Here is a 23,447-nt window from a genome sequence, read left to right on the forward strand (position 1 = left end):
AATTTTGACGGTCTAATTAAGCAGGGTCTCGTTGAATAATTTTAAAATCCTCTTGTATTCATCTGTCCAGCTACTGGGTTGAGTGAAACCGTGATCTTCTACTGGATATACAGCCATTTCCCAGTTGTCTTTTTCCAGTTCTATTAATCTTTGGGCCAGTCTTACCACATCTTGAAAATGTACATTTATATCTATCATCCCGTGAGCTATTAAAAGATTTCCTTCAAAACCTTCAGCAAAATAAATGGGGGAGGAGCGCCTGTAAGCGATAGGATCATTAACGGGTTCGTTAAGTATATTCGAGGTGTAGCCATGGTTGTAATGTGCCCAATCTGTTACCGACCTTAAAGCCGCGCCAGATTCAAAAGTTTCGGGTTCAGTGAACATGGCCATAAGGGTGATGAAGCCCCCATAACTTCCGCCGTAAATCCCAACTCTTTCAGGATCTACGCCGTGTTCGTCAATTAGGTATTCTACTCCATCCACCTGATCGCTAAGATCCTTGCCGCCCATATGCCTGTAGATCCCGGTTCTCCAGTCACGACCATACCCGGCACTTCCGCGGTAATCTATGTCAAGAACAGTATAACCAAGATCGGTGAGCAGGTTATGAAACATATACTCTCTAAAATAACTCGACCACCACTTATGTACGTTTTGGAGATAGCCTGCCCCGTGGACAAAAACTACGGCAGCACCATTGTTCGCCTCCTGTGTGGGTTTGTATAGCCTGGCCGGGATCATTTCGCCATCTTCAGCCTTAAATTGTACAAGTTCGGGATCACGCCAGTTATACTCCTGAAATTCCAGAGACTGTCCCGAAGTCACCTGCTTTGCTTCTGCCCCGGGAGCAGTTTTCTTCAGGTAAAGTTCCCAAGGTTTATTGGAATAGGAATACCTAATCGCCATGTACTTTTCATCGGGGGAAAGGTTCACTTCATTATTTCCCGTGAGGGTGGTAAGTTGTTGCATTTTACCGCCTCGAACTGGCATTTGATAAAAATGTCTCTCTCCCGAATGTATTTCAGAAGTAGTTAAATACCAGGTCTCCCCGTCTTTCGAAAGCATAGGATCAAAAACTTCATAAGTTCCCTGGGTTAGTTGAGTTTTCTCACCGGAAATGGTATTCAAAAGATATAGATGGGAGTACCCGCTTTCTTCACTTTGAAAATAAATAGTTTGATCATCATTTAACCAGCCAATATTTCCACCACTCCAGGAGTAACCTATTCCCGGTCCTGCAATCCATGCTTCATCTCTTTGCCTGTCAAGAGATTTCAAACTGCCGGTTTCGAGATCAAGTTGAGTGATCCACCGATCTTTGTTGTCCTTGGAACGTATCACCATTATCGCTTTTTCCCCGTCGTTGGAAAACCAGGTTCCGTTGGGGTATACTTCCCTTACTTCTTCCTTCCACTCTTTGTCCGGGTAATCTTTCACAAAATCGGGCAGATCCTTTATTCCGGGAAGATCATCTGTTTTAACCTGGTAAACCGTATCTTTTTCCAGATTATAGACCATGGCTTCCATTGTAGTTTGCTCACTGCCAACCTTACTGCGGGCAGGCAGGTTCACTGTATAGCCGGAGAGATCTGTATAATCGGGAACATCAGTGCTTTTTACATCGGCAGTTGTGATTAACTGGAAAGTGACGTAATTCGCGTTCGGTGAGACCTGTAGATTCCGAATTTGTTTTTTATTCGTGTAAAAGGTGAAAGGTTCTGGCTTAGCAGTTAACTCGCGGTATGATTTTCGGGCTTCACTTTCATCATTACGTTTTCTCACTTCTTCCAGCAGTTGCAGGTTCTCATCTTTTAACCATTGATCCTGGGAGGACAACTCTTTTTCTTCTTCTTTTGCAGTGCCAGAACTAATATTTGTAAGTTTTTTTACTGCACCCGATTCCAGGTTGTACAAAAAAGCATTGTTGTCAAGAACGAAACTCAGCTGATCTTCATTGGCTAAAAATTGCGGACTGGAAATGCTCCCGTTTAACTCCAGGAGGTGCTGTTCGTTTTTCTTTTTAAGGTTGTATAAATAAAGATCCCCATCACGGGTATAAACCTTTTTAGTCCTTGCCTCATTATAATCACCATACCTGGGAATCAACTTAATCTCATCCTGCCACTGAACTTTTTCAATTTTCTCAGGGTTTTTGACGCTTACCCTGTAAAGAGAATCTGAAGGATTATTTTCAGGATTATAATTGAAGTAAATGTAATCACTATTAGGCCCCCATGATATTTCGGAGGGAAAAGTTCCCATCCAGGAAGGATCCTGCATGATCTTTTCCACCGTCAGGTCTGATGTTTGGGCATGGATGATCTGGAGGCTTAAAAAAGCCAGAATGTAAAGAAAATATTTGTTGCTCATAATAATTGCTGAAGTTGGAACGGCAATATAAGAAATCCTTTGAGAAGTTGTAAAAGCAAAAGCACCCGGAGTTTGGTCAGGGTGCTTTTGATGTGGTATTATTTAAAGAAGGTTAGGAATAACTGCTTATCCCGTCCGCTTGTCCTTCTATTGGTTCACTGTTCCTAAGTAGGCTTTTAAGAGCTTTAAGTTCGAAGATGCAGTTCTCCAAATATGCTTTGTGTCGAATCAAAACTTCGCGGCATGAGCCGTCATGGATTCTGCAGAGCGCTTCCTGATATTTTAACAAGCTTGTTTTTTTTAATTTTAAAGCCTTTTTAAGGCATTGTATTCGATTTTTCTGATAATTTTTTTCCTGACTTCTCTCTTCATATTTAGAAGAAAAATAAGGTCTGTTGCCACTGTAAAAAACGATTTCACTACTTATTTCTATGGCAAATTGTGAGCGACGTGAAGCAATATTTTGGAAATAGTGCTTCATAGAAACGTCTTTTAATGTTCCTATCAATTTGCGAAAACGTCTTGCATTTTTGAAATTATCTTCCAAAAGTTCCCGTAACGTTAGATCTCTTACTTCTTCATTACCCATGGCAGTACTCTTAAATTTTGTTCTTTTTACGAACACTTTAATTTAAGAAATATTACTCAAACGTTTTCGTAAAACTACTTAGTTAACTCATATTTGACAATTGAAGAAGAAGATGACAAAAAGTTTCATAAAATTCTTTGATCTGCGTTAAAGTTTAAAATGAAAAGAGGCTGTTTAAAAAGCCTCTTTTCTATACGTTTAAATATATTTCAACCAATTCGGAAGAAAGAGTTAATTGCTTTTTAGACAGCCTCTTTGATATTGTTGTTACTCAATTAGGATTTCGCCTTTCGGTTAAGGCGATCTTCCGCCATATCTGTAAGGAGGTTATCAGCTTTATATTCTTCATCCAGGGTTTTTTGCAGTTTGGCAGCAATGTCATCATGTCCCAATTCTTTGGCATAACGAACGGCTGTACCATAACCCGAGATCTCATAATGTTCTACACGCTGGGCTTCTGCAATTAAACCGGCATCTCTCACATCTTTTTCGGTGTCTTCTTCAAGAAAAGATTCAGCTTCTTTGACTAAACCTTTCATGGCTTTACAGGTTTCTCCTGTAGGCTTAATTCCCAAATTGTCACAGATCTCCTCAAGACGTTTTACATGACCTTCCGTCTCTTTTAAATGATTCTGAAAAGCTTTTTGCAATTTATCATCATTTGCATTCTTTTGCATCTTGGGTAGTGCTTCAACTAATTGGGTTTCGGCACTATATAAATCCTTTAATTGATGTTCAAATAAATCTTTTAAATTTCTCATTTTTCTAGCTTTTTAAGTTTTGATTAAAGTTAGAGATCAAATACGCCAAAGTCAGTTAAATGAGTAATAAATCTTTGTTGATTTTTTACTAAAGTAGGCATGGCAATTCTCTTTTTGGCGCTTTATTCTTATTAACTTCGCGGGTAAATCAATTATATGTTCAAGATTGAAGATTACATTAGAGACATACAAGATTTTCCTAGGACAGGAATTGTTTATAAAGATATCACACCTTTACTGGAAAATCCGGTTGCCACCCGAAAAACACTTGATGCTTTTTTGTCATTTTTGGAAGGTGAAAAGATAGAGAAGGTAGTGGGAATAGAATCCCGGGGCTTCTTTTTTGCGACGCTTCTTGCACAGGAATTAAACGCCGGATTCATTCCCGTAAGAAAACCCGGTAAACTACCATACCAGACGTATAAAGAGAGTTATTCTCTTGAATATGGAAAAGACACTCTGGAGATCCACTGCGATGCCATTAAAAAAGGAGAGAAGGTACTTGTCCATGACGATGTGCTGGCTACCGGGGGAACTGCAGCGGCGGCTTGTAAACTGGTCGAAAAACTGGGAGGAGAGATCGTGCAATGCAATTTTCTAATGGATCTGGATTTCCTAAAGGGAAGGGAAAAAATTAGTTTCTTTAAAGTAGTATCCCTAGTTACTTACTAGTTAATAGTTTCTGGTTATTTGTTATTCGTTAATAGAGGTTTTGCTTGTCTACCTTAAACCTTAAACCTTGAATCTTGAACTTTGAATACTTTCAGAGTGAGTTTTTGGTTACCCAGGTTTTCCAGCCAATAAGGGCTTTTTGAAATTTTGTTGCTTTTGCCAGGTCAAGCTGTCGCTTTGAGTAGCTGGGAAGGACTTTCTTGTTGATCCTGGAAAGTGTTTTGAATAATGTTTTTCTCATGCCGGCTGGTTTCTATCAAAGATAGAAATTAGTTCCTAATTTACCTTTTTGGAAGGTACAGGAACAAAATGGCCTTTCAGAGCTTACTTCCGAAAGGCATTCTTCAATTGCCATTTTAGGAAGGTATGTTACTTCTTTATTATAATTTCTATTACTCCCTCGCTGGCTTCCTTTCCGTATTTTTCAATGGCCTTAGGTCCTTATATAACCTGTATTGATTCAATTTTGTTGGGATCGATACCATCCGGATCAAAATCTTTGTCCATTTTTTTGCCGTCCACTACATACAAAGCTATCCATTGTGAGAACTGTGCATCATGAGCATTGGAAATTTTTACTTCGGTGCCATTTTTATCCTTTTTTTCTGAAATTTTAAAGGACACAGATTCTGTAGTAAAATTTTGTTCTTCCCGGTTTTCTGATGTTTGATTCTGCTCCTTCTCATTTTCCTGCAAAACTTCTTCTTTAGTTTTTAAATTGATCTCTATTACACCGTTTTCGGCCTGCTCGCCATATTTTTCAATTGCAGATTGTCCTTTTAAAACGTTTAGACTTTTTATCATCTTTGGTTCAATAGAATTTAATTCAAAATCTTCATCCTGAACTTTTCCTCCCAGGACAATTAGCGGTTTTTCTTCCTGAAATATGAAAGCTGAAGTGCTTGTGTCATCTGTTTGTATGGCAATTATTTCCTCAGGTTCGACATGATATTTACCATCCTGGAATTCCATTTTACCTGAGGTTGAATTAGTGGTTTATAAATGGTTATTACCCGTCTCAAAAGAGCCCAACTTCCTGCATTCGGTAAGAAACTTCTATCTTCGCAAAAAAAACTTAATGAGCATATTATTTATTATCCTGGGTTTTATTCTCCTGGTTGTGGGTGGAGAATTCCTCGTTAGATCATCTGTAGCAATTTCTTTAAAGCTGAAGTTATCCAGGATGGTGATTGGCCTCACCGTGGTTTCTTTCGCTACTTCGGCACCGGAGCTGCTGGTTAGTTTGCAGGCGGCTTTGGAAGGTTTTTCTGACATTTCCCTGGGAAATGTAATTGGGTCCAATATTGCCAACATTGGACTTGTTCTGGGGATTACGGCCATGATCTCTCCGCTGGTTATAGACCGTGACTTCTACAGGTTTAACTGGCCTATTATGATGCTTTTCTCTTTGGCTCTGTACTACTTTCTCTCTACAGAAAAGGTGCTCTCCCGGCCGGAAGGGATTATTCTCGTATTGGCTATTATACTTTATTTGATTTTACTTATACGCAGGGCCCGAATAAAACCCGAATTACAACCCGACGAGGTTGACCCCGATCTCAAAGTTGCATCCAATTTTAAAACAGGACTCTGGTTGGCCATTGGAGGGGCAGCTTTATATTTTGGTTCAGAATTACTTGTTTCGGGAGCTGTGGACCTCGCATCGGCATTAGGTGTAAGTGAAAGAGTGATTTCAGTAACTATGATAGCTATTGGAACAAGTGTGCCCGAGCTGGCAGCATCAGTCATTGCTGCTATGAAGCAGGAAAAGGCGATTTCTCTCGGAAACCTTATTGGTTCCAATATATTTAATATTGCATCTGTACTTGGTATTACTGCGATCATTCAGCCTATCGCCGTGGTATCTGATGCCATCCTTACCAGTGATATTTTCTGGATGCTGGGAATTGCATTTATTTTAGTACCGTTAGCATTCCTGCCAATGAAACATACTTTAAACAGGTGGAAGGGACTTTTATTATTTGCAGGATATGCCATATTCGTAAGCATGGCTTTTATTGGCTGAGGGGTATTTCATAATAAAAAAACAATTTTTTATAAACTGGCCCTAAAATTTTAGGGGGTGTAAATAAATTATGAATATATTTGTTGCTGTTAACCCATAAAAAATATAAATACTCATGGCAACATTAAGATTCCAGGCACTCAAGGAAACCTTAAACCGCAAACCTGTTGAGATTGAAGAAAAGGAAAGACGATCGGAATTATTCGGACGAAATGTCTTTTCAGAAAGTGTAATGCGACAATTTCTTACCAAGGAAGCCTATCAGAGCGTTTTGGAAGCCAATGCTACCGGAAAGAAGATCGACAGGACTATTGCCGATCATATTTCTACCGGAATGAAAGAGTGGGCTATTTCCAAAGGGGCTACTCACTATACCCACTGGTTTCAACCCTTAACCGGAAGCACTGCCGAAAAGCATGATGCCTTTTTTGAAACAATCGGTGATGGACTGGCAATTGAAAAATTTGGAGGAGGACAGCTTGTACAGCAAGAGCCAGATGCTTCCAGTTTTCCTCACGGCGGAATAAGAAATACCTTCGAGGCTCGTGGTTATACCGCATGGGATCCAACTTCTCCCGCTTTTATATATGGAACTACCCTTTGTATTCCAAGCGTATTTGTTTCCTATACAGGAGATGCACTCGATTATAAAACCCCTCTTTTAAGAGCTCTGCAGTCTGTAGATCAGTCTGCGACAGATGTTGCTAAATATTTTGACAAAAATGTAAGTAAAGTGCAGGCCACTCTGGGCTGGGAACAGGAGTATTTTCTTATTGATTCTGCTTTGGCAGCTTCAAGGCCCGATCTTCAATTGGCAGGAAGAACACTATTAGGTCATTCCCCGGCTAAAGGCCAGCAGTTAGATGATCATTACTTTGGTTCCATTCCTTCGCGGGTACTTGCTTATATGCGGGATCTTGAAAAGGAATGTATGCTTCTTGGAGTACCGGTTAAAACCAGACACAATGAGGTAGCACCAAATCAATTTGAACTCGCTCCTATCTTTGAAGAGGCGAACCTGGCAGTAGATCACAATTCCCTTTTAATGGATGTAATGCACAAAGTAGCAGAGCGCCATAATTTTACAGTGTTGTTCCATGAAAAGCCGTTTGCAGGGATTAATGGAAGCGGGAAACATAATAACTGGTCATTAAGTACAGATACCGGAGTAAATCTTTTAGGACCCGGATCTACCCCGATGAAGAATCTTCAGTTTTTGACCTTTTTCATTAATACCATTAAAGCTGTAAATGATAATGAAGAGCTGCTAAGAGCTACTATTGCCAGTGCATCAAACGACTTCAGGTTAGGTGCCAACGAGGCGCCGCCGGCAATCATCTCCACTTTTATCGGTTCTCAGTTGACTCAGGTCCTTGATGAACTTGAGAAAGTTACTGACGGAAAACTTTCTCCACAGGAAAAAACCGAACTTAAATTGAACGTAGTAGGTAAGATCCCTGAGATCCTGCTCGATAACACAGATCGAAACAGGACTTCTTCATTCGCTTTTACAGGAAATAAATTTGAATTCCGTGCTGTGGGATCCACTGCGAACTGTGCAGAGCCAATGACCGCCCTTAATGCTATTGTTGCCAAGCAGCTTATAGATTTCAAGAAGAGAGTTGACACGCTTATCAAAGATAAGAAGATGAAGAAGGATGATGCTATCTTCAATGTTCTAAGAGAATATATCAAAGATTCTAAAAATATACGTTTTGAGGGTGATGGTTATTCCGATGAGTGGGAAAAGGAAGCCGCAAAACGTGGTCTAAGTAACAATCGTAATACTCCCGAAGCCCTTAAGGCCCTTGTAAGTAAGAAGACAATGGACATGTACAAGGAACTGGAGATCATGAATAAAGTGGAAATAGAGGCCCGTCATGAAATTCAATTGGAGGAATACATCATGAAGGTGCAGATCGAGAGCCGTATCCTTGGAGATATCGCCCGTAACCACGTGATCCCTACAGCTATACGGTACCAAAACATTTTGATCAAGAACGTACGGGGTTTAAAAGAAATTTTTGGTAATGATTTCAAAGAACATTCGAAAGAACAACTGGAGATCATAAAAGAAATTTCTGAACGCATTGAAAAGATCAACTCCGGAATTACCGAAATGATCGAAGCCCGAAAAAAAGCTAATAAACTGGAAACTGCCGAGGAGAAAGCTTTTGCATATTGTAATGATGTGAAGCCATTCTTTGAAACAATCCGTTACCATTGCGACAAACTCGAGCTTGTAATAGACGATGAGATTTGGACCTTAACCAAGTACAGGGAATTATTGTTTACTCGATAATACTCTTCAAAAATGCCATTTTAAAGCCACTTCTTTTTGAAGTGGCTTTTATATTTCAGGAAACCGAAGGTCAAAAAATCTAAACTAATTATCTTTGACCAGCAAATCCAATAGCATGAGCCAGGAAATAAGCAAACGATATGCCGGCCGCGGAGTTTCTGCCGGGAAAGAAGATGTTCACAATGCCATTAAAAATGTCGACAAAGGCTTGTTCCCAAAAGCCTTTTGCAAAATTGTGCCCGATCATCTTACCGGAGATGAGGATTACTGTCTCATCATGCATGCCGATGGTGCCGGTACAAAATCTTCCCTGGCTTACATGTACTGGAAACAAACCGGAGATGTAAGTGTTTGGAAAGGAATTGCCCAGGACGCGCTTATCATGAACATTGATGATCTGCTATGTGTTGGAGCGGTAGATAATATCATGCTCTCTTCTACCATTGGCAGAAATAAGAATCTTATCCCCGGCGAAGTAATTTCGGCCATCATTAATGGAACAGAAGAACTCCTCAAGGATCTTAAAAGCTTCGGAATTAATATTCACTCCACCGGCGGGGAAACTGCCGATGTTGGCGATCTGGTTCGTACCATCATTGTAGATTCTACCGTAACTGCCAGGATGAAGCGTAGCGACGTCATCAACAATGCCTACATCAAGCCCGGAAATGTGATCGTAGGTCTGGCTTCCTTCGGGCAGGCCACTTACGAGAAGGAGTATAACGGGGGAATGGGCAGCAACGGACTCACTTCTGCGCGGCACGATGTCTTCGGAAAAAGTTTAGCTGAAAAATTTCCAGAAAGTTTTGATCCTTCAGTACCTGAAGATCTTGTTTACAGCGGCTCAAAGAACCTTACCGATGGAGTAGAAGGCAGTCCCCTGGATGCCGGGAAGCTGGTGCTTTCTCCCACCCGAACCTATGCTCCTGTGATCAAAAAGATCCTGGAAAAGTATTCTAAAAATGACATTTTTGGGATGGTTCACTGTAGCGGTGGCGCACAGACAAAAGTGCTTCATTTCGTAGATCAGGTTCATTTGATAAAGGATAATCTATTTGAGGTTCCACCATTGTTCAAATTGATTCAGCAGGAGAGCAAAACCGATTGGAAGGAGATGTATCAGGTTTTCAACATGGGGCACAGAATGGAGCTTTATGTTGATGAAGCCATAGCTGAAGATATTATCTCAATTTCTAAATCCTTTAATGTAGATGCGAAAATAGTAGGGAGAGTAGAAGCTTCTGAGGAGAAAAGATTGACGATTAGGAGTGAATTTGGGGAATTTAAATACTAAAAATTTCACACGAAGCAAATAAGATTTCAATAAGCGCACAGAGAAATCGAAGGAAAGATTATTTTTATCCTTCAATTAACTACCCGGTGAATGCCATCTTTGAGCATTTTTGTGTTGAAATTTATTAGAAGCCCCACTTTTAATTCTGAAAGTTTTAAATAAGTGAGTAATTGTGCAAAATGTACAGGAGCCAGATTTTCAAGAGACTTTACTTCTATGATTATTTTATTTTGGACTAATAAATCTATCCTGTAGCCCACATCCATTTTAATTTCTTTGTAGAAAAAAGGCATAGGATGTTGCTGTTTTACCTCGAATCCTGCAGTACGAAGATCATAGGCCAGAGCATTCTCATAAGAAGATTCTAACAAGCCGGGTCCCAGGTTTTTGTGCAACTCAAGAGCAATTCCAATAATCCGGTATGACAAATCCTGTTCTTTCATTATTCGAAAGTACAATAGTTTCTTTTTAACTGCCTTACTTTGTGATCTTCATTTTTTTGCTTCGTGCCCTTCGTGTGAAATTTTTAATTGGTCCTTTGCGAGAAATAATTTCTAAAACAGCCAACTTCGGTTCAATATACCTTTTACAAAATGAGGCATCAGGGTTTTTCTTATAGTAATTCCGGATAGACTCCCGTGAAGCCTTAAACTCCACAAAAGGCAGAACCCGGGTAATTAATTTCTCCTCAAAATCCTTTTGTAACTCTTTCAGAAATTCCTTTGCAGCTTTTTCATCTTCAGAAGTAAAATAATAAACTGCGCTGCGATATTTTTTCCGGAAGGAATGATTGGAAGTAGAATTGTGCGTATGAAGATGGACTTCCAGAAGCCTCTTCAAATTTACCCTTTTGGGAAGGTAATGAATAATAACAGCTTCCGATAAAGCATCTGCAGGTGCTTCAGAAGCAATATACCCCTGCTCAACCTTAATTACACCTTCCACTGCCTGAAACACAGCTTCGGTACACCAGTGACAGCCTCCGCCCAATCCAATTTTTCGCACTTCTTCCATAGAAGAAAAATAGGGAAATTTAATGGCAACCACAATATTTCCGCAGGAGGGAAGCGTTTTAGGAATTTTCATGACTCCAATAAATCCTTTTTATAAATCCGGTGGATTTATCGTAAATTTGCCACTTTAAGGAGATGTTATGATCGAGAAATTAAATATTGTGAAGCAGCGCTTTGATGAGGTGAATGATCTGATCATTCAGCCCGACGTGATTGCAGACCAAAAGCGTTATGTTGAGCTCAACAAAGAATATAAAGACCTGAAGAAGTTGATGGAGGTTCGTGCAGATTACATCAGCCTCATTGACAACAAAAAGGAAGCTGAAGAGATCATTGCCGATGGCAGCGATCCTGAAATGATCGATATGGCCAAGATGCAGCTGGAAGAGGCGAAGGAGCAAATTCCGGGAATGGAGGAGAAGATAAGGATGATGCTCGTGCCAAAAGATCCTGAAGACGCTAAGAACGTTGTAATGGAGATCCGCGCCGGTACCGGAGGGGATGAAGCCAGTATTTTCGCGGGTGACCTGTATCGCATGTACACCAAATACATCGAAAGTAAAGGCTGGAAACACCAGATTGTTGACTTTAGCGAAGGAACCAGCGGCGGATTTAAAGAGATCATTTTTGATGTGACCGGCGAGGATGTTTACGGAACTATGAAATTTGAAGCGGGTGTACACCGGGTGCAAAGAGTACCACAAACCGAAACTCAGGGGCGGGTGCATACATCTGCTGCGACAGTAATGGTGTTGCCCGAAGCGGAAGAGTTTGACGTGGAGATCGATCCCAAAGAAGTGCGAATTGACTATTTCTGTTCGTCAGGACCGGGTGGCCAATCGGTAAACACTACCTATTCTGCTGTGCGATTGACTCACCTTCCAACAGGATTGGTAGCACAGTGTCAGGATCAAAAATCTCAGCACAAGAACAAGGAAAAGGCATTTAGGGTTTTGAGGTCAAGGCTTTATGAGCAGGAACTCGCAAAAAAGATGGAAGCCGATGCTGCAAAAAGAAACTCCATGGTTTCCAGTGGTGACAGGAGTGCGAAGATTAGAACATACAATTATGCACAAGGTCGTGTGACAGATCACCGAATTGGCCTTACGCTTTATGACCTAGGAAATATTATTAATGGTGATATCCAGAAGATCCTTGATGAATTACAACTTGTAGAAAACACAGAAAAACTGAAAGAGAATTCTGACGTTTTTTAAACCAGATATTTAATTAAAGCTGCCGCACTCCGGCAGCTTTTTTATTTGCAGCCAATGACCACTTCTCAATTAGTAGAACAGATACATCTTAAGAAATCCTTTTTATGCATAGGTCTCGATGTAGATCTAAAGAAAATTCCGCAGCATTTATTAAAAGAGGAAGATCCTATCTTCGTCTTTAATAAAGCTATAATTGATGCTACCCATCATCTGGCTGTGGCCTACAAACCAAATCTTGCTTTTTATGAAGCTCATGGAATTAAAGGTTGGAAAGCACTTGAGAAAACTATAAGTTATCTGAATGAAAATTTCCCTGAAATTTTCACCATTGCCGATGCCAAACGCGGAGACATTGGCAATACTTCGGGTATGTATGCAAAGGCTTTTTTTGAGGATCTTAATTTTGATTCGGTTACTGTAGCCCCCTATATGGGAAAAGATTCTGTAGAGCCATTTTTAGCTTATGAGAATAAGCACACGATTTTACTGGCGTTGACATCTAACGCTGGAGCTTATGATTTTCAGACGCAAAAGGTAGAGGATGAGGAACTATACAAAAAAGTCCTTAAAACATCAAAATCCTGGACCAACGGGCAGAACCTAATGTATGTTGTGGGAGCCACCAAAGCTGAATTTTTAAAAGAAATAAGAAAAATAATTCCTGAAAATTTCCTTTTGGTACCCGGAGTTGGTGCCCAGGGCGGGAGCTTGCAAGAGGTTTGTGAATATGGCATGAACCGCAATGTGGGGCTGCTTATCAATGCTTCAAGGGCAATTATATATGCTTCTGAGGGTGCCGATTTCGCTGAAGCTGCCGCAGAAGAAGCCAAGAAGCTTCAGCAGGAGATGGCTTATTATCTATAACGGAAAATGCTTCTTAACCAGGTGTCAAAAACGGCATTTTCGATACCTTATAATTTCCAGTACTTTGAGAACTTTTCACGATCAGTTAAAACGAAAACTTGAGCTGAAGGAGCTTCCGCAGCGAATCGTAACTCTGGTGCCGAGTCAGACAGAACTGCTGGTAGATCTTGGGCTTCGGGAGAAGATCGTGGGAATAACCAAGTTCTGTGTGCATCCAGAGGAACTCCGGAAGGAGAAAAAGGTGGTGGGCGGCACTAAACAGGTCCACTACGACCGCATAAAAGCCCTTGCACCCGACATAATTCTTTGCAACAAGGAAGAAAATACAAAAGAAATGGTGGCAGAGCTGGAAAAGCTCGCTCCCGTTCATGTTTCTGATGTTATGACCATTCAGGATTCGCTGGAGCTCATTCTTCAATACGGAAAAATTTTCGGCGTGACAGATAAAGCTTCAGAAATAGCTGAAGAAATCACTCTTTTAAGAGAAGAATTTCAGAAGGAAATGGAACATGTCCCATTTAGAAAAGTAGCTTATCTTATCTGGAAAAATCCGTGGATGGTAGCGGGAAGAGATAATTTTATAGATCACCTCCTGGAGCTTAACCGGTTCAAAAATGTGTTTTCAGGGGAAGATTCCAGGTATCCGGAAATAGAATTAGAGCAGTTGGAGCAAAAACAAGTGGAGTTGCTGCTGCTTTCTACGGAGCCATTTCCGTTTAAATCAAAAGATAAAGAGGAGTTGAAAAAAGAGGTAGGGATTAACGAGATTCACATTGTGGACGGGGAATACTTTAGCTGGTATGGGTCGCGTCTAACGGCAGCTTTTGCTTATTTCAGAAAACTTCAAACTGTCCTCTCCTGAGTTTTTTCCATGCGACGGATCTCCTGCAAGATCTTACAAGCCTTTTCGTTGAGCATATCGCTTCGGGATTTATCCACTAACGCAAGCTCGAACGATCGGCGCATAAGAAAACAATACTTCTCCTGAAGTCGTTCCAGCGTTGATCGGGGTTCAAATAATCGAAACATAAACTTTGTGTGTTATTACCACAAAGATATCTTCCATAAATTCGAACATATCCTAACCTAAAGTTAACCTTTTGATAAAACTGCGACTTATATCGGCTTCTGTTGTTAAAAACTTAAAATGAGAATGTTGAAAATTCAGGTTCCACCGTAGTTTTCCGGCATTCTCAATTGTTTACAACCGTCTAAATTCCGAAATTTAATCCTAACAAATGATGAGTTCTATAGATAAAACCATTCGACTATTTTGATCCCTTTGTACCTTCAGCCGGAAGCCCATGAACTCCTGGTTAATATTGATCCTGCAATGCAAATACCCTCTTCAGTAGATTAGTTGTCCTTGAGTTAAAATTATTCCTGATCTCTTTTTCTTCTATAGCAATCATAGTATAAACTCCTTCAAGGGCTTCCTGGGTAACATAATCGGCAAGATCCGGGTTTACATCGCCGGTTAGGGGCAGTGCGTTATAACGGTTGATGATATTTGTCCAAATCTGGGTGGCGCCCACTTCGTCCAGGGAATTAGTAATTACCGGATTGAACTTTGAATACAAAGGATCTGTAGTTGTTCTGGCGAGATAAGTGGTAGCGGCGGTGTCGTCTCCTAATAAAATATCGCGGGCATCGGTGAAGGTGATCTGTCTTACTGCGTCTACAAAAATTGGCGTGGCTTCTTTTACGGCATCTTCGGCAGCGCGATTAAGTACTTTAAGGCCTTCGTCTGCAAGAGAACTCATTCCCAGATCACGGAGCGTCCTGTCCACTTTTTGTAATTCCGGCGGAAGACTTATACGCACAAGTTCGTTGCTGAAAAATCCATCTTCCTGCGAGAGTTTTGTCACCTGTTTATCAATACCAAAATCCAGTGCCTGACGCAAACCTGCGGCAACTTCAGTATTGGTCACACCTGTGCCTTCCTGCGGCAGGGAATCGGCGATTTGTTGTAATTCGGCACAGCCTAAAAATAAAGGTATGACGGTGAGGAGGAGGAGAAATTTCTTCATAATTCTGTTTTGTCAAAGTTACCTATTAAGATGAGATTAAAATCATAAACAAAAGTTATCCTGCAGTACCAGGTTTTTGCATGTTTTTTTAAAACCTTTCTTCTGAGTTTAATATCCGGCTCAAAATGGCAACTTCGTTTCTAAATTCGTAAATTGCACGCCCTAAAACGTTTTCGATACAATGGAACAACAAGCTCCTTATAAACCCACGAACAAAGTTAGAATTGTAACCGCAGCATCCCTTTTTGACGGGCATGATGCAGCCATTAATATTATGCGCCGCATCATTCAGTCGACGGGAGTGGAAGTAATCCACCTGGGTCATGACCGCAGTGTAGAAGAGGTTGTGAATTGTGCAATACAGGAAGATGCGAACGCTATTGCAATGACCTCTTACCAGGGCGGGCATACAGAGTATTTCAAATATATGCACGACCTGCTTAAAGAAAAAGGTGCAGGTCATATAAAGATCTTTGGTGGCGGCGGCGGAGTGATCCTTCCCGAGGAGATCAAAGAGCTGGAGGATTATGGCATCACCAGGATCTATTCGCCCGATGATGGCCGGGAGCTGGGACTACAGGGAATGATCAATGACCTCGTAAAGCAATCAGACTATCCCTTGGGCGACAGTCTTAACGGAGAAATCAAGGAGCTCGAAAATAAAACTCCGGGAGCAATAGCGAGAGTGATCTCAGCTGCGGAAAACTTTCCGGAAATAGCAAAAGATACTCTTGACAAGATACATTCAGAAAATAAGGAGAGAGAGATCCCCGTTTTGGGTATTACCGGAACAGGTGGTGCAGGAAAATCTTCTTTAGTAGATGAACTTGTGCGTCGCTACCTGATGGATTTTCCTGAAAAGACCATAGGTATTATTTCTGTTGATCCCTCAAAAAAGAAAACCGGCGGCGCCCTTTTAGGGGACCGTATCAGGATGAATGCGATCAACAATCCGAGGGTTTATATGAGATCATTGGCAACTCGTCAGGCAAATCTTGCACTGTCTAAATATGTTGCTGAAGCAATTCAGGTGCTAAAAGCAGCAAATTATGATCTAATTGTTTTGGAAACTTCAGGGATAGGTCAAAGTGATACTGAAATACTGGAACATTCTGATGTTTCTCTATACGTAATGACACCCGAATTTGGTGCAGCTACGCAGCTGGAAAAGATTGACATGCTGGACTTCGCCGATTTGGTTGCGATTAACAAATTTGACAAACGTGGTGCTTTGGATGCACTTCGGGATGTTAAGAAACAATATCAACGAAACCACGGGTTATGGCATGAGAATGCAGATAATCTTCCGGTTTATGGAACTATTGCTTCTCAATTCAATGACCCCGGAATGAATACGCTCTACAAGGAAATCATGGACCGGATCGATGAGAAGGTGGGGAGCAAATTCAATTCTACTTTCAACATCTCAAAAGAGATGAGCGAGAAGATCTTCGTGATCCCGCCCAACAGGACAAGGTATCTTTCAGAGATTTCAGAAAATAATCGTTCCTATGACGAAAAGGCCGAAGCCCAGGCCGAGGTGGCTCAAAAGCTCTACGGAATTTATAAGACCATAGAATCAGTTTCGGGAGTGAAATTTGAATTGAATCAATATGGTCTTGATGAGGACGGTTTTAAAGATGCTTCAACTTCAGAAAATGAAGACCTGCTGAATCTTCTTAAAAAAGAATTTGACAAAGTTAAAATGGATCTTGATCCATATAACTGGGAGGTCATTACCGGTTGGGACGAGAAGGTAAATACGTATAAAGATCCCATTTACTCCTTTAAAGTACGGGATAAGGAAATTAAGATTGAAACTCACACCGAATCACTTTCTCATACGCAGATCCCTAAAGTCGCACTTCCGAAGTACCAGGCGTGGGGAGACATTTTACGCTGGTGTTTGCAGGAGAATGTGCCGGGGGAATTTCCTTATACCGGTGGATTATATCCATTTAAAAGACAGGGAGAAGATCCAACCAGAATGTTTGCCGGGGAAGGTTCCCCCGAACGTACAAACCGTCGTTTCCATTATGTTAGTATGGGTCTGCCGGCCAAACGTCTTTCTACAGCATTTGATTCGGTTACCCTTTACGGAAATGATCCAGATCGCAGACCGGATATCTACGGAAAAATTGGGAACTCCGGAGTCTCGATTTGTTGTCTTGACGATGCCAAGAAATTATATTCCGGTTTTGACCTTGCCGATGCAATGACTTCTGTGAGTATGACTATTAATGGCCCTGCACCAATGTTACTTGGGTTCTTTATGAACGCAGCTATTGACCAGCAATGTGAGAAGTACATCAAGGAAAATGGCCTGGAAGAAGAGGTGCAGAAAAAGATCGATAAGATCTATTCTGATAAAGAAATGGGGCAGCCGAAATACAGAGGTGAGTTGCCTGAAGGAAATAATGGTATTGGATTAATGTTGCTGGGAGTAACGGGAGACCAGGTTTTGCCGGCCGATGTTTACGCAGATATTAAAAAGAGAACTTTAAGCCAGGTTCGGGGAACTGTCCAGGCCGATATTTTAAAGGAAGATCAGGCGCAGAATACCTGTATCTTCTCTACGGAATTTGCGTTGAGGTTGATGGGTGATGTGCAGGAGTATTTCATTAGAGAAAATGTGCGGAATTTCTATTCGGTTTCAATTTCCGGATACCACATCGCCGAAGCCGGAGCCAATCCAATCACTCAGCTGGCTCTCACTCTTGCCAATGGATTTACTTATGTAGAGTATTATTTGAGCCGTGGAATGGATATAAACAAATTTGGTCCAAACCTGTCTTTCTTCTTCTCGAACGGAATTGATCCCGAATATGCCGTGATTGGAAGGGTAGCAAGAAAGATCTGGTCTAAAGCCTTAAAATATAAATACGGAGCGAATCCACGGGCGCAGATGCTGAAATATCATATCCAGACTTCGGGAAGGTCCTTGCATGCACAGGAGATCGATTTTAATGATATAAGAACTACGCTTCAGGCGCTTTACGCTATTTATGATAACTGTAATTCGCTTCATACCAATGCTTATGATGAGGCGATCACAACACCAACAGAAGCTTCGGTAAGACGTGCAATGGCAATCCAGTTGATCATCAATAAAGAATTAGGACTTACAAAGAATGAGAATCCTATACAGGGTGCTTTTATAATTGAAGAGCTAACAGATCTTGTTGAGGAAGCAGTACTGCAGGAATTTGACCGCATTACCGAAAGAGGCGGAGTTTTGGGAGCTATGGAAACCATGTACCAGCGAAGTAAAATTCAGGAAGAAAGTCTTTATTATGAGACTCTTAAGCACAACGGAGACTTCCCTATCATTGGAGTAAATACCTTTTTAAGTTCAACAGGTTCCCCGACAGTAACACCCGGAGAAGTAATTCGTGCAACTGAAGAAGAAAAACAAAGTCAGATCGAGACTTTAGAAAACCTTCATGCGGCGAAAAAAGAACTGGAACACGAAACTCTTGAAAAGGTGAAAAAAGCGGCTATTCAAAATGAAAATATTTTTGAGGAGCTTATGGAGGCTACAAAAGTTTGTTCCCTTGGCCAGATCACCACAGCCTTGTTTGAAGTAGGAGGGCAGTATAGGAGAAATATGTAAGCAGAGAACCACTTTTTGCGCAGCAAAAAGTGTGTGAATCGCTTATCCCGAGACGCGCAGCGGACTCGGGATCTATTTATGAATAACAATGTATCAAACCTAACAGGTTTTTAAAACCTGTTAGGTTTTTTTGGCTTCAGGGAAAATCAAAAGATACTGAAACAAGTTCAGGATGACGGATATAATAGTATCAGGATACCGGATTGCAGCTCATTGCACTGAAGTAAAAAATTTATATTTTCTATTTAAGCTTCAGAAAATACCTTCCTAAAATGCTATTTTGGGACTCCATGTTTTTCACTTGACTACTGAAGTTCCAAAAAATCCAAAATCTCTGAAGTTAATTTTTCAGGAAATCAAAAGATACTGAAACAAGTTCAGGATGACGGACAGAAACAAAAAAATATTAGTCGGATTGCTGCTCATTGCACTGAAGTAAAAAATTCATTGCTTCTGTTCAAGTTTCAGAAATAATAACTGAAGTTGCAAAAATCCCGAAACCCTAAAATTTTTCCTTTTCAGTAACGCGATCCTTAAACAAGTTCAGGATGACGGAAGGAAAATTCTTCTATCTCACCAGGCTAAAATGCCCTTTTATGATTAGATTTTCGGGTAGAGAAAATTCGAACCAATAATCATCTGCCGGCATTTCTCGACCATTTAGCATTCCGTCCCAGCTTCCGGTGTTTACATAAAATTGCCCGAGTAATTTTCCATAGCGGTCAAAGATCCTTACCGGTCTCTCGGGAACAGGATAGGTGCCGGTGCTAACAAACCAGTTGTCGTTGATACCATCGTTATTCGGACTAAAAGCAGCGGCAAATTCCGGTACTAAAACCTCCATCGAGGTAATCGCACAGATGTCGGCATTTCTAATATAAAGTGTATTCATTCCTGCAGGCACATCTTTAACTTCAGGACCGGTAACATACGGTCCGTTAGGGTTATTGACAGCGTATTCGTTGAGGGAGCTTTGAGCCTTCACAGGTTCTATAACATATAACAACAGGAAAATAAGCCACACAACCATTAGCCAATTTATCCCGTAGATCTTTATAATCTTATTCATATTGCCCCAAAAATATTTTTCTGAAATGCCTTTTTTGAACGGTAATTTTCAGCAGGAGCAATTTATAATTTTTTACATTCTTGGAAAGATGATCATGATTTGCCCTTTTTGGCAGGTTTAATCTTCTTCATTGAAAGGATTATCGAAAGGAATATCTTCGTCGGGGTCTTTGTCGTCGTAATTAACCCCCGGGGGATTAAATAAGCCCCAGCGGTCTATAGTATAATTCCATTTGTCAAAGGTTTTCACCCATTCGGCAAAGAGCACCCGGAATTCTTCTATCTCTGCTCTTAGCATTTCCAAATATTCCTCTTCCTTGAATCCTTCCATGATGAACCCGTTGCAGCCCACATAAATTTCGCGGGCGCACTTTCGGATGATTGCGGCATTTTCCATTTTGATGTCGTAGAGATCAATACCTTCTGCACCAGCTATTTTTGGTGCAAGCTGGAGTGCATCTGTATACATATTCCGGGCAACCGCAACTGTAAATTCGTTTTCTTCGGGAACCAGTTGCATGATGCGTTCCACAATCTCAAGGATCTCCATGGCCTTTTTGTACAAAGGCATGCGCTCCAGTTTATCCTTATTCATTGACGCAGTTAGGTAAGGGAGTCATCCTGATTTCTAATCATCGAATCATCCTGGTGAAGTTTCCACTTCTCGTAATCAACGAGATCATCGCTAATTAGGGTAAGACAGGCAGCAATAACGCCTGCGTCATCCAGGAATCCGGCTATAGGTATAAAATCGGGAATTAGGTCAAATGGCATAAGTACATAAAGTAAAGCTCCCGCAACTGCTGCAATCGTTTTCCATGGCACCTGTTTGTAATTGCCGCTCCAGTAATCCCGAATAAGACCAAACATACTTTTGGCCTTGGCGAGATATCCACTCATTGAGTCGTTATTTTTGAATTTATCTTCAATCTTTTGCTCTTTTGCCAATACTTTTTCCAGATCTTTTCGCTCCACTTTTTCTGCCTGTTCGTTTAATGCTTGTCTGGCCTTTTCCGGGGTGATTTCTTTCATTTCTTTGTTTTTTTATTTTCTGTTTAACTGTCCTGTCCTTCTAAATATATTTTCAATGTTATATTGGGAGGCGCTTTTGATCTTGGTAAGCTCTTCCCATTCAATTGGAGTGGCAACTCCCGCATCCTCTGTAGCTCGCAGGGAATAAGGACAAACAGCTGTTTGAGCATACGCATTACGGAGGTAATCAACAAAAATTTTTCCTTCTCGCTTGTCTTTCCTTATCTGAGTAGTAAATAAGTCAGGTGCCTGCTTTTCTGCTTCTTCTGCTATGTCGTGAGTTAATGCCTTTATTTCATCAAAATCCTTTCCCCTCCTTATTTTGTAATATAAATGTAAGCCGCTTTTTCCGCTTGTCATAAGAGAGGGATCGATTTTTTTCTTTTTTAGCAGGTTCCTGAGTATTCTTGCGCCATCTTTAATTTTTTCAAAGTCATCTTCCGATGGATCCAAGTCAAAGATTATCTTATCTGGCTGGCGCAGCTTATCTTTTTTGCTGAGCCAGATATGAAAAACCACTGTTCCCTGATTGGCCAGATAAATAACACTTTTCACATCATTGCAAAGAACCTGCGTATTCTTTCCTTCTTCGGTTTCAATTTCCACGGTTTTAATGAAGTCGGGGAAGTAGTCTGCAGCATTCTTTTGGTAGAAACCACTTTCATTGATCCCACTGGGAAACCGGTGGAGGGTGAGCGGTCGGTTTTTAAGATATGGTAACATCAAAGGTGCAATCTTCTCGTAATAAGAAATCATACCTTCTTTGGTAATTCCTTTCTTAGGAAAGAGAATTTTGTCGGGATTTGATACATCAACTCCGGCTATCTGCATTTAATTTTCTTTTTCAGATTCTTCTTGTTCAATTTGCTTTAAAGTTCTTCCCGATACCACACTTTTTGATTGGGTGCTCACGGGATTACGACGGGCATCGGCTTCGGCATCGTCCTGCTTCATAAGGAGCCAGTTTCCTTTCATTTTTCCGCCTTTCATTTCCACAAGGTTGAAGTTACCCGTGAGCTTTTTTCCGTGCAGAATTACCTCAATGCTGCCAGATTTGAAACTTTCTTCAAGGGAGATAATATTTCCGTCCTCATCGTGTTTATTGCTCTCGATGGTACCGGTGTCCCATATCATTACTGTGCCCCCGCCATATTCTCCCTGCGGAATAACACCCTCAAAACTGGCATAAGCCATGGGATGATCTTCTGTTGGAATAGCCATTCTCTTTACTGAAGGATCTGTGCTGGGACCCTTTGGAATTGACCACGATTTAAGAGTGTTATCAATTTCTAACCTGAAATCATAATGGAGATTTGAAGCGTCGTGCTTCTGGATCACGAAAATGCGTTCTTCTCCATTCTTTTTCTTTAGAGGAACTTCTTTTGGTTCCTTTGTTTTGCTGAAATCTCTTTTTTCGTTGTAAGTCTTCATTGACACTTTAATTCCTGAATCGAAAATGTACAAAAATTGCACCTGCGCTATCGTTAAAGAAGTCTCAAAAAATGTTATAGGAAGTTAGTATTAATGGAAAGGATTCCGTTCTCTTTTGCAGGAAGTTTATTTTAGATACTTTTGTCGTTTTAATTTATAGAACGAAAAAATTTAAATGGAAGGGATCTGGGTCTTTGCTATTGCGGTTTTCACGGGGTTTATTGCGATAAACAATCCGGTAGGGAACGTACCCATTTTTTTAAGCCTCACCCGGCAGGCCGATAGGCCAACCAGGAAAAACATCTCTAAAAAAGCCACTTTTACAGCCTTTATAATTGTCTCGGGCTTTATTATTTTAGGTAAGTATATTTTTGATTTTTTTGGATTAACAATACCTGCCTTTAAAATTACTGGAGGAATACTTGTATTTTTTGTTGGTTTTGAAATGATCCGGGCCCAGGTCTCCAGTATTGATAACCAGAAAGAAATTAATTTTAATGAGGAAATTTCAATTTCTCCGTTAGGTATCCCAATTCTTGCCGGTCCGGGTACTATAGTTACTGCTATGAATTTTACAACCACGGCTACTTACCTTCAGGTGGGAATTATTTTAGTGATGTTCGCCCTTGTAATGTGGCTCAATTACCTTGCTTTTCTTTCCAGTGAGTACCTGGTGCGTTACATTGGGGCAAACAAGATCGTAGTGGTAGAGAAAATAATGGGGCTTATTATTGCAATTATTGGAGTTAATATGATTATACAGGGAATAAATATTGCTTTTTTAGAGTAATATATCTTCAATAAAAATTCCTTAACTACACATTTTAAAGCTCTTATAAATAATTTATTGATTTTTAGTAAGTTATCAAATTTAAAGTTGTATCTTCGCCTCCAATTTAAATTTATACAATGAATAAAGGTACAGTTAAGTTCTTTAATGAATCAAAAGGTTACGGATTTATTAAAGACGAAGAATCAAATGATGAGTATTTCGTACATGCTAATGGTCTTGTTGACGAGATTAGACAGGATGACGAAGTAACTTTCGACCTTGAAGAAGGTAGAAAAGGTGTAAATGCAGTAAACGTGAGACAAGCTTAGTCTCAATTTTTGATATTTATATTCCTGAGCCTTACATTTTTGTAAGGCTTTTTTTATGCCC

Annotated in this window: 24 protein-coding genes; 10 read left to right on the forward strand and 14 right to left on the reverse strand. The window is 40.5% G+C overall.

What is annotated here, in order from left to right; all coding sequences use genetic code 11:
* Positions 1-12 precede the first annotated feature (12 nt).
* The 3 genes from H148_RS0113440 to H148_RS0113450 form a co-directional block, all read right to left on the reverse strand.
* A complete protein-coding gene (locus H148_RS0113440) occupies positions 13-2,373 on the reverse strand; it encodes a S9 family peptidase (RefSeq protein WP_029035262.1) in 2,361 nt (786 codons plus the stop codon).
* Positions 2,374-2,485: 112 nt separating this feature from the next.
* A complete protein-coding gene (locus tag H148_RS0113445; protein WP_029035263.1) occupies positions 2,486-2,962 on the reverse strand; it encodes a ferritin family protein in 477 nt (158 codons plus the stop codon).
* 275 nt (positions 2,963-3,237) lie between these two features.
* A complete protein-coding gene (locus H148_RS0113450) occupies positions 3,238-3,723 on the reverse strand; it encodes a YciE/YciF ferroxidase family protein (RefSeq protein ID WP_029035264.1) in 486 nt (161 codons plus the stop codon).
* Between the two features lie 156 nt (positions 3,724-3,879).
* On the opposite strand from H148_RS0113450, the gene H148_RS0113455 reads away from it, so the two are divergent.
* Positions 3,880-4,395, forward strand: coding sequence for an adenine phosphoribosyltransferase (locus H148_RS0113455; protein WP_029035265.1), 516 nt, complete (start codon positions 3,880-3,882; stop codon positions 4,393-4,395).
* 91 nt (positions 4,396-4,486) lie between these two features.
* Here H148_RS0113455 and H148_RS0113460 read toward each other — a convergent pair whose 3' ends face one another.
* On the reverse strand, positions 4,487-4,636 hold the full coding sequence (locus H148_RS0113460) for a hypothetical protein (protein WP_029035266.1): 150 nt from the start codon (positions 4,634-4,636) through the stop codon (positions 4,487-4,489).
* A gap of 200 nt (positions 4,637-4,836) precedes the next feature.
* On the reverse strand, positions 4,837-5,367 hold the full coding sequence (locus H148_RS0113465; RefSeq protein WP_029035267.1) for a hypothetical protein: 531 nt from the start codon (positions 5,365-5,367) through the stop codon (positions 4,837-4,839).
* 106 nt (positions 5,368-5,473) lie between these two features.
* On the opposite strand from H148_RS0113465, the gene H148_RS0113470 reads away from it, so the two are divergent.
* The 3 genes from H148_RS0113470 to H148_RS0113480 all read left to right on the forward strand — a co-directional run bounded on the left by H148_RS0113470 (position 5,474) and on the right by H148_RS0113480 (position 10,017).
* Complete coding sequence (locus H148_RS0113470; protein WP_029035268.1) at positions 5,474-6,421, forward strand: calcium/sodium antiporter; 948 nt, start codon at positions 5,474-5,476, stop codon at positions 6,419-6,421.
* A gap of 115 nt (positions 6,422-6,536) precedes the next feature.
* Positions 6,537-8,723 carry a glutamine synthetase III family protein gene (locus H148_RS0113475; RefSeq protein ID WP_029035269.1) on the forward strand — a complete coding sequence of 729 codons (2,187 nt, stop codon included), beginning with the start codon at positions 6,537-6,539 and terminating at the stop codon, positions 8,721-8,723.
* Between the two features lie 115 nt (positions 8,724-8,838).
* The gene (locus tag H148_RS0113480; protein WP_029035270.1) at positions 8,839-10,017 is read left to right on the forward strand and encodes an AIR synthase related protein; all 1,179 of its coding nucleotides are present in this window, start codon (positions 8,839-8,841) and stop codon (positions 10,015-10,017) included.
* A gap of 71 nt (positions 10,018-10,088) precedes the next feature.
* On the opposite strand, the gene H148_RS0113485 is transcribed toward H148_RS0113480, so the two are convergent.
* Positions 10,089-10,460, reverse strand: coding sequence for a GxxExxY protein (locus H148_RS0113485; protein WP_029035271.1), 372 nt, complete (start codon positions 10,458-10,460; stop codon positions 10,089-10,091).
* 34 nt (positions 10,461-10,494) lie between these two features.
* Positions 10,495-11,103, reverse strand: coding sequence for a peptide-methionine (S)-S-oxide reductase (locus H148_RS0113490; RefSeq protein ID WP_245583430.1), 609 nt, complete (start codon positions 11,101-11,103; stop codon positions 10,495-10,497).
* Between the two features lie 67 nt (positions 11,104-11,170).
* Here H148_RS0113490 and prfA point away from each other — a divergent pair, with 67 nt between their 5' ends.
* The 3 genes from prfA to H148_RS0113505 all read left to right on the forward strand — a co-directional run bounded on the left by prfA (position 11,171) and on the right by H148_RS0113505 (position 13,973).
* Positions 11,171-12,247, forward strand: coding sequence for a peptide chain release factor 1 (prfA, locus tag H148_RS0113495; RefSeq protein ID WP_029035273.1), 1,077 nt, complete (start codon positions 11,171-11,173; stop codon positions 12,245-12,247).
* A 54-nt stretch (positions 12,248-12,301) separates the two neighbouring features.
* Positions 12,302-13,111 (forward strand): orotidine-5'-phosphate decarboxylase, encoded by an 810-nt coding sequence (pyrF, locus tag H148_RS0113500; RefSeq protein WP_029035274.1) that lies wholly within the window; start codon positions 12,302-12,304, stop codon positions 13,109-13,111.
* Positions 13,112-13,175: 64 nt separating this feature from the next.
* Positions 13,176-13,973, forward strand: coding sequence for an ABC transporter substrate-binding protein (locus tag H148_RS0113505; RefSeq protein ID WP_037325239.1), 798 nt, complete (start codon positions 13,176-13,178; stop codon positions 13,971-13,973).
* Here H148_RS0113505 and H148_RS18525 read toward each other — a convergent pair.
* Both H148_RS18525 and H148_RS0113510 read right to left on the reverse strand, forming a co-directional pair.
* A complete protein-coding gene (locus H148_RS18525; protein ID WP_083961673.1) occupies positions 13,955-14,140 on the reverse strand; it encodes a Lacal_2735 family protein in 186 nt (61 codons plus the stop codon). The genes H148_RS0113505 and H148_RS18525 overlap by 19 nt on opposite strands.
* Positions 14,141-14,427: 287 nt before the next feature.
* The gene (locus H148_RS0113510) at positions 14,428-15,141 is read right to left on the reverse strand and encodes a DUF4197 domain-containing protein (protein ID WP_029035276.1); all 714 of its coding nucleotides are present in this window, start codon (positions 15,139-15,141) and stop codon (positions 14,428-14,430) included.
* Between the two features lie 181 nt (positions 15,142-15,322).
* Between H148_RS0113510 and H148_RS0113515 the strand changes: the two genes are divergently transcribed.
* Entirely contained in the window at positions 15,323-18,754 is a 3,432-nt protein-coding gene (locus tag H148_RS0113515) for a methylmalonyl-CoA mutase family protein (RefSeq protein WP_029035277.1), read from the forward strand.
* Between the two features lie 568 nt (positions 18,755-19,322).
* Here the strand turns inward: H148_RS0113515 and H148_RS0113520 are convergent.
* The 5 genes from H148_RS0113520 to H148_RS0113545 form a co-directional block, all read right to left on the reverse strand.
* Positions 19,323-19,823, reverse strand: coding sequence for a T9SS type B sorting domain-containing protein (locus tag H148_RS0113520; RefSeq protein WP_029035278.1), 501 nt, complete (start codon positions 19,821-19,823; stop codon positions 19,323-19,325).
* A gap of 117 nt (positions 19,824-19,940) precedes the next feature.
* Positions 19,941-20,417 (reverse strand): hypothetical protein, encoded by a 477-nt coding sequence (locus H148_RS0113530; protein WP_029035279.1) that lies wholly within the window; start codon positions 20,415-20,417, stop codon positions 19,941-19,943.
* Between the two features lie 8 nt (positions 20,418-20,425).
* Positions 20,426-20,854, reverse strand: coding sequence for a YkvA family protein (locus H148_RS0113535; RefSeq protein WP_029035280.1), 429 nt, complete (start codon positions 20,852-20,854; stop codon positions 20,426-20,428).
* Positions 20,855-20,866: 12 nt separating this feature from the next.
* Complete coding sequence (ligD, locus tag H148_RS17945) at positions 20,867-21,685, reverse strand: non-homologous end-joining DNA ligase (protein WP_051286468.1); 819 nt, start codon at positions 21,683-21,685, stop codon at positions 20,867-20,869.
* Entirely contained in the window at positions 21,686-22,285 is a 600-nt protein-coding gene (locus tag H148_RS0113545; protein WP_037325243.1) for a DNA polymerase ligase N-terminal domain-containing protein, read from the reverse strand.
* A gap of 175 nt (positions 22,286-22,460) precedes the next feature.
* On the opposite strand from H148_RS0113545, the gene H148_RS0113550 reads away from it, so the two are divergent.
* Together H148_RS0113550 and H148_RS0113555 are read left to right on the forward strand one after the other, a co-directional pair.
* Positions 22,461-23,075: a MarC family protein gene (locus H148_RS0113550; protein WP_029035282.1), complete on the forward strand. Its 615-nt coding sequence runs from the start codon at positions 22,461-22,463 to the stop codon at positions 23,073-23,075.
* A gap of 119 nt (positions 23,076-23,194) precedes the next feature.
* The gene (locus H148_RS0113555; protein ID WP_029035283.1) at positions 23,195-23,386 is read left to right on the forward strand and encodes a cold-shock protein; all 192 of its coding nucleotides are present in this window, start codon (positions 23,195-23,197) and stop codon (positions 23,384-23,386) included.
* Positions 23,387-23,447: the final 61 nt, after the last annotated feature.

The organism is Salinimicrobium terrae DSM 17865, from assembly GCF_000424665.1.
Taxonomy (GTDB): domain Bacteria; phylum Bacteroidota; class Bacteroidia; order Flavobacteriales; family Flavobacteriaceae; genus Salinimicrobium; species Salinimicrobium terrae.

Bases quoted from the DNA above. Each gene is read 5' to 3' on its own strand.
- H148_RS0113440 (WP_029035262.1), bottom strand. From the start codon at position 2,373: ATGAGCAACAAATATTTTCTTTACATTCTGGCTTTTTTAAGCCTCCAG.
- H148_RS0113480 (WP_029035270.1), top strand. From the start codon at position 8,839: ATGAGCCAGGAAATAAGCAAACGATATGCCGGCCGCGGAGTTTCTGCC.
- H148_RS0113555 (WP_029035283.1), top strand. From the start codon at position 23,195: ATGAATAAAGGTACAGTTAAGTTCTTTAATGAATCAAAAGGTTACGGA.
- H148_RS0113460 (WP_029035266.1), bottom strand. From the start codon at position 4,636: ATGAGAAAAACATTATTCAAAACACTTTCCAGGATCAACAAGAAAGTC.
- H148_RS0113520 (WP_029035278.1), bottom strand. From the start codon at position 19,823: ATGAATAAGATTATAAAGATCTACGGGATAAATTGGCTAATGGTTGTG.
- H148_RS0113455 (WP_029035265.1), top strand. From the start codon at position 3,880: ATGTTCAAGATTGAAGATTACATTAGAGACATACAAGATTTTCCTAGG.
- H148_RS0113490 (WP_245583430.1), bottom strand. From the start codon at position 11,103: ATGAAAATTCCTAAAACGCTTCCCTCCTGCGGAAATATTGTGGTTGCC.
- H148_RS18525 (WP_083961673.1), bottom strand. From the start codon at position 14,140: ATGTTTCGATTATTTGAACCCCGATCAACGCTGGAACGACTTCAGGAG.
- H148_RS0113465 (WP_029035267.1), bottom strand. From the start codon at position 5,367: ATGGAATTCCAGGATGGTAAATATCATGTCGAACCTGAGGAAATAATT.
- H148_RS0113475 (WP_029035269.1), top strand. From the start codon at position 6,537: ATGGCAACATTAAGATTCCAGGCACTCAAGGAAACCTTAAACCGCAAA.
- H148_RS0113515 (WP_029035277.1), top strand. From the start codon at position 15,323: ATGGAACAACAAGCTCCTTATAAACCCACGAACAAAGTTAGAATTGTA.
- H148_RS0113485 (WP_029035271.1), bottom strand. From the start codon at position 10,460: ATGAAAGAACAGGATTTGTCATACCGGATTATTGGAATTGCTCTTGAG.
- ligD (WP_051286468.1), bottom strand. From the start codon at position 21,685: ATGCAGATAGCCGGAGTTGATGTATCAAATCCCGACAAAATTCTCTTT.
- H148_RS0113510 (WP_029035276.1), bottom strand. From the start codon at position 15,141: ATGAAGAAATTTCTCCTCCTCCTCACCGTCATACCTTTATTTTTAGGC.
- H148_RS0113535 (WP_029035280.1), bottom strand. From the start codon at position 20,854: ATGAAAGAAATCACCCCGGAAAAGGCCAGACAAGCATTAAACGAACAG.
- pyrF (WP_029035274.1), top strand. From the start codon at position 12,302: ATGACCACTTCTCAATTAGTAGAACAGATACATCTTAAGAAATCCTTT.
- H148_RS0113450 (WP_029035264.1), bottom strand. From the start codon at position 3,723: ATGAGAAATTTAAAAGATTTATTTGAACATCAATTAAAGGATTTATAT.
- H148_RS0113470 (WP_029035268.1), top strand. From the start codon at position 5,474: ATGAGCATATTATTTATTATCCTGGGTTTTATTCTCCTGGTTGTGGGT.
- H148_RS0113550 (WP_029035282.1), top strand. From the start codon at position 22,461: ATGGAAGGGATCTGGGTCTTTGCTATTGCGGTTTTCACGGGGTTTATT.
- prfA (WP_029035273.1), top strand. From the start codon at position 11,171: ATGATCGAGAAATTAAATATTGTGAAGCAGCGCTTTGATGAGGTGAAT.
- H148_RS0113530 (WP_029035279.1), bottom strand. From the start codon at position 20,417: ATGAATAAGGATAAACTGGAGCGCATGCCTTTGTACAAAAAGGCCATG.
- H148_RS0113545 (WP_037325243.1), bottom strand. From the start codon at position 22,285: ATGAAGACTTACAACGAAAAAAGAGATTTCAGCAAAACAAAGGAACCA.
- H148_RS0113445 (WP_029035263.1), bottom strand. From the start codon at position 2,962: ATGGGTAATGAAGAAGTAAGAGATCTAACGTTACGGGAACTTTTGGAA.